Annotated in this window: 5 protein-coding genes; 3 read left to right on the forward strand and 2 right to left on the reverse strand. The window is 62.9% G+C overall.

All coding sequences use genetic code 11. The annotated features are described in order from the left end of the window. Positions 1-133 precede the first annotated feature (133 nt). Positions 134-871, reverse strand: coding sequence for an aquaporin Z (gene aqpZ, locus AC1DSN_RS17670; protein ID WP_477297136.1), 738 nt, complete (start codon positions 869-871; stop codon positions 134-136). Positions 872-1040: 169 nt separating this feature from the next. Between aqpZ and AC1DSN_RS17675 the strand changes: the two genes are divergently transcribed. Further along, positions 1041-2189, forward strand: a complete 1149-nt coding sequence (locus tag AC1DSN_RS17675; RefSeq protein ID WP_477297138.1) for a hypothetical protein — start codon at positions 1041-1043, stop codon at positions 2187-2189. On the opposite strand, the gene AC1DSN_RS17680 is transcribed toward AC1DSN_RS17675, so the two are convergent. Next, the gene (locus tag AC1DSN_RS17680) at positions 2151-2546 is read right to left on the reverse strand and encodes a DUF1622 domain-containing protein (RefSeq protein WP_063572432.1); all 396 of its coding nucleotides are present in this window, start codon (positions 2544-2546) and stop codon (positions 2151-2153) included. The genes AC1DSN_RS17675 and AC1DSN_RS17680 overlap by 39 nt on opposite strands. A gap of 388 nt (positions 2547-2934) precedes the next feature. On the opposite strand from AC1DSN_RS17680, the gene AC1DSN_RS17685 reads away from it, so the two are divergent. Both AC1DSN_RS17685 and fdnG read left to right on the forward strand, forming a co-directional pair. Further along, complete coding sequence (locus AC1DSN_RS17685) at positions 2935-3528, forward strand: twin-arginine translocation signal domain-containing protein (RefSeq protein WP_063570794.1); 594 nt, start codon at positions 2935-2937, stop codon at positions 3526-3528. A 12-nt stretch (positions 3529-3540) separates the two neighbouring features. Then, a partial coding sequence (gene fdnG, locus AC1DSN_RS17690) for a formate dehydrogenase-N subunit alpha (RefSeq protein ID WP_477331958.1) occupies positions 3541-5397 on the forward strand: 1857 nt, incomplete at its 3' end.

Below are 5397 nucleotides of genomic sequence, written 5' to 3' on the forward strand. Positions count from 1 at the left end.
GCGGTGGGGCCTTGTGTGCCCCGGGGTCCTGGGCGGAGACCTGGTCGGTCATTCGATACCTTTCTTTCGCGGGCTGTTTATTTATGCCGGGAAAGGGTATCCAGACCGCGTGAAGCGCCGGTGATCGGCCGCCTTATCTCCCGGCCGATGGTCGAACGCCCTCGATGTCCTCCAGCGGCTCCGGCCCCGTTTCCAGCAGCGCCTTGTGGACCCAGCCACCGACGGCGCCACCCACCAGTGGCACCACCCAGAACAGCCACAACTGGCCCAGCGCCCAGCCACCCTGGAATACGGCAACGCCCGTGCTTCGCGCCGGATTCACCGAGGTGTTGGTCACCGGAATGGAAACCAGATGGATGAGCGTCAGCGCAAGGCCGATGGCCAGCGGCGCAAAGCCGACCGGAGCGCGCTTATGCGTGACGCCAAGGATGACGATGAGGAAGAACGCCGTGAGGACGAACTCGGCAACAGCCGCCGCGGCCAGCGAGAAGCCGCCGGGAGAGTGCTCGCCGTAGCCGTTGGTGGCGAAACCGAGCGCGACATCGAACCCGGGCTTGCCGCTGGCGATGATGTAAAGCACACCACCGGCAGCGATGCCACCGATGACCTGGGCGACGACATATGGGACAACATCCTTCGCCGGAAAACGGCCGGCCGCGAAGACACCCACTGTAACGGCGGGATTGAAATGAGCGCCCGAGATGTAGCCGACGGCATAAGCCATCGTCACGACGGTCAGGCCGAACGCGAGCGCGACGCCTGCAAAACCGATACCCAGTTCTGGAAAAGCGGCGGCGAGTACCGCGCTGCCGCAACCACCGAATACCAGCCAGAAGGTACCGAGGAACTCAGCCAACAAGCGCCTGGACATGAGGTGACTCCTTGAGCTGCGGGTAACAAATACTCGGTGCCTGGGCACCGCAGCGTCATGCGTACAATTACTGTGTCGAGGCTAGGTAAGCCTTCGCTAGGTCGCTATGCCCAGGGCATCTAGCCTCTCGCCATGACCTGATGCCGGCGCCAACGCCACTGAGGCCGTGATGCGCGCGGGAGTTCTCTTCAGCGAGTCCATGCACGTCGAGATGCTGCGACGCCTGCGGCTGATCCATGTCGACGACCGGCGCGAAGCGACGCGACGCGTCGTCCTGGCGATCGCCCTCGGCTGGGTGCCGCTGCTGGTGCTGTCGCTGGTCAGTGCGAACGCCACGTCGATGCCTTCGTTTATCCGTGACGTAGCCGTACACGCCCGCTTCCTGCTTGCCGTTCCCCTTTTCATCGTGGCGGAATACGTCGTCCTGCCTCGTCTGGAATCGATGGCGACGTATTTCGCTGAGACCAACCTGGTGCCACCCTCGCGAAGGGACGAGTACGAGGGGCTGCTCGCCAGCAGCCGTCGCCTCAGCAGCGGCGTGTGGCCCTCCGGCTTTCTCGTGATCGTCGTCTATGCCTTCGCCATTCCCCTGGCCATCGTCGTTCCGCGCGAGCTGCTACCGCTCTGGCAACGCGGCATGCTGGCCGGCGGCTTCTCGATGGCGGGCTGGTGGCACCTCGCCATCAGCCTGCCGCTCCTTCTGGGGCTGGTGCTCGCGTGGCTCTGGCGATTGGGCGTATGGTTCCGGTTCCTCTGGCGGATGGCGCATATGGGCCTCTACCTGGTCTCGGCCCACCCCGACCAGACCGGCGGCCTGCAGTTCCTGGCGTACTCGCCGCGAATCCTGTCTACGCTCGCGCTGCCTATCGGTATTGTCGTTGCCGGCACGCTGGCCAATAAAGTGATCGCGGGTGCATCGCCCATCGGCCACGAGGCGACGCCGATCGTCACGGCCGTGGTGACGCTCCTGTTGTTTGCCACCCCGCCACTGGTTTTCACACGTGCACTGCTGGTGGCCTGGCGCATCGGCGTCTACCGCTACGGCGACCTCGCCGCGCGCGGTGGCGAAGTGTTCGAGGCCCGGTGGTTTGCCGAGGGCCAGAAGCTGGACAGCGACCTGCTGGAGCGCCCTGACTTCTCGGCGACAACCGACCTCTACGCCATCACGGCGAATGTTTATGCGATGCGGACGGCCATCTACGACATTCCCGGCCTGCTATCGATCGTGGTCGCCACGGCGCTTCCGTTCGTGCCGATCTGGCTCTCCGCCATTCCCTTCTCAACCATCGTCAACCATCTCGTCGACGCGCTTTTCTGATTCCTCTCGCTGCCAGGGCCACCGTCCCTCCACTTCGAGGATCAGCGACCAGCTGAGGAAGGTACGGATGACGACCAGAAGGCCGAGCGAGAGCACGCTCTGCACCGAGCTGTCGAGCGCAATAGTGCGCACGATATCGGCGGCAACGAGGATCTCCAGGCAAAGCAGCAAGGCCCTCCCCAGTCGCTGCTTGTACTGCTTGTAATGCGCGGGAGGATTAGCGACCCGGCGGAGCAGTCCCGCGAGGTAGATCGCCGTAGCGGCGACGATCGCGCAGATGATCAGTGCCGTGGCCAGCAACTCGATACCGAGCGCAGCGACCTCGATCCAGGTGTGCGCGCTGCTGGCGGCTTCCATGGCGAGCTTTCCCCTGTGGTCGGGTAGAGGGCAGATTGAGGGGCATTGTCGAGCGGCGGGGCGCGTTGCGGCGACCGAGCAATTACGGGGGTGGCGACCGTAGAAGTACGGGGGTGGTGATTGGGCTGTGGGGGTGTCCCTTATATTTTATGGTTATTCAATATGTTATGAAACATTGTTCTTGTGGAATCGCCGATGAATCGGCTCCTACAGAGGAGGGATCGCGGTGTTTGGAGGGCAAGAATGTCATCGACCTTGGCGCGATGATCGTGCTACGTTTTTGACCAGCAGGCCGGTGTTCCGACACCGCCTCGAAGTAAAGCCGAGCCACGTCGCCGTCCGTTTACCGGGCGGTCTGTCCAAGCCAGGTTTCGAGGGAGCTCAAGTCATGCCACTCACTCGCCGTGAGTTTCTGAAAGTCACCGGGATGGGGCTCGCTGCCGGCAGTCTCGGCATGCTCGGCTTCGGCGCCTCGGGCGTCGCGCAAGCGGCCGCGGTGCGACCCTTCAAGCTGGCCCACGCCACCGAGACACGTAACACGTGTACTTACTGCTCGGTCGCCTGCGGCATCCTCATCTACAGCATGGGTGACCGGGCCAAGAACGCCCTCTCCAACATCATCCACATCGAAGGTGATCCGGATCATCCGGTGAACCGTGGCACGCTGTGTCCGAAGGGCTCCGCGCTGCTCGACATCGTGCACGCCCCTACCCGCCTGAAAGCGCCGCGATATCGAAAACCGGGCGGCACCGAATTCGAGGAGGTGTCCTGGGACTTCGCCCTTGACCGCATCGCGCGGCTGATGAAGGAGGACCGCGACAAGCACTTCATCACGCAGAACGCGGCAGGCACCACCGTCAACCGCTGGATCAGCACCGGCATGCTGGCGGCCTCGGCCTCATCCAGCGAGACCGCCTACCTCACATGGAAGGTGGCACGTTCACTCGGCATGGTGGTGTTCGACAACCAGGCGCGCGTCTGACACGGACCGACGGTGGCCAGTCTGGCCCCATCATTCGGTCGCGGTGCGATGACCAACACCTGGCAGGACATCAGGAACGCCAATCTCGTTATCGTCATGGGTGGCAACGCCGCCGAAGCACACCCGTGCGGCTTCAAATGGGTGATCGAAGCGAAGATCGAGAACGGCGCCAAGCTCGTCGTGGTCGATCCGCGCTTCACACGTACCGCGTCTGTAGCCGACTACTACGCCCCGATCCGTCCGGGTACCGACATTGCGTTCCTCAGCGGCGTGATGCACTACCTGCTGGAGAAAGACACGATCCAGCACGCCTACGTGCGCGCTTATACCAACGCCAGCCTGATCGTTGCGGACGGCTTTTCCTTCGAAGACGGTCACTTCAGCGGCTTCAATGGCGAAACCAACACCTACGACAAATCGAGCTGGAACTACGAGTTCGACGAACAGGGCTTCGCCAAAACGGACGACACCTGGCAGGACCCGCGATGCGTCATCAATCTCCTGAAGCAGCACGTGTCACGCTACACACCGGAGATGGTCTCGCGGATCACGGGCACGCCGCAGGACAAATTCCTGCACATATGCGAACTCATCGCCGCCACCGCCGCGCCGGACAAGGCGATGACCAGCCTGTTCGCGCTGGGTTGGACGCAGCATTCGGTCGGTGCGCAGAACATCCGCGCCATGGCGATGGTCCAGCTGCTGCTGGGCAATATCGGCGTGGCCGGCGGTGGCATGAATGCCTTGCGTGGTCACTCCAACATCCAGGGCCTGACCGACATCGGCCTTCTGTCGAACCAGATGCCCGGCTACCTCAGCCTGCCGACGGACAAGGAAACCAGCTACGACGAGTACATGAAGACAAAGCTGTTCAAGCCGCTGCGCCCGGGGCAGACCAGCTATTACCAGAACTACGGCAAGTTCGTCGTCAGCCTCCAGAAAGCCCTGTGGGGCGACGCGGCGACGAAAGAGAACAACTGGGGCTACGACTGGTTGCCCAAGCTCGACGTCCCGCTGTACGACATCATCAAGGCCTTCGAGATGATGAACAACGGTGAGATGTCCGGCTACATCTGCCAGGGCTTCAATCCACTGCAGGCCTTCCCCGATCGCGGCAAGATCCGCCGCGGCCTGAGCAAGCTGAAGTTCCTTGTCACGATGGACCCGCTGGATACGGAGACGTCCCGCTTCTGGCAGGACTTCGGACCGCAGAACCCTGCAAAATCCTCCGACATCCAGACGGAAGTGTTCCAACTGCCGGTGACCTGCTTTGCGGAAGAGAGCGGCTCGCTGGTCAATTCGGCACGCTGGCTGCAATGGCACTGGAAAGCCGCCGAAGGCCCCGGTAAGGCCATGTCCGATATCTGGATCATGAGTGGCATCTTCCATCGCCTGCGCGAGATGTACCGGAAGGACGGCGGCGCCTTCCCCGATCCGATCTTGAACATGTCGTGGAAGTACACCAACCCGATCGCGCCTGATCCCGAAGAACTGGCCAAGGAGATGAATGGCCGTGCGCTCGCCGACCTCACCGATCCGGTGACAGCTGTGGTGACCAAGGCAGGCTCGCAACTGGATGCCTTTGCGCAGTTGCGCGACGATGGCACGACGGCGTCGGGTTGCTGGATCTTCGCCGGCTCGTTTACCGAGAAGGGCAACCAGATGGCCCGCCGTGACGCCACCGACCCTCGCGAGCAAGGCATCGCACCGAACTGGGCGTGGGCGTGGCCGGCCAACCGGCGCATCCTTTACAACCGCGCCAGCGCCGATCTGGACGGCAAAGCCTGGAACCCGAAGAAACCTGTTATCGAGTGGAACGGTACGCGCTGGGCCGGCATTGACGTGCCTGACTACGGTCCGACCGTGAAG

This window comes from Luteibacter sp. P4_D7_3, from assembly GCF_056401735.1.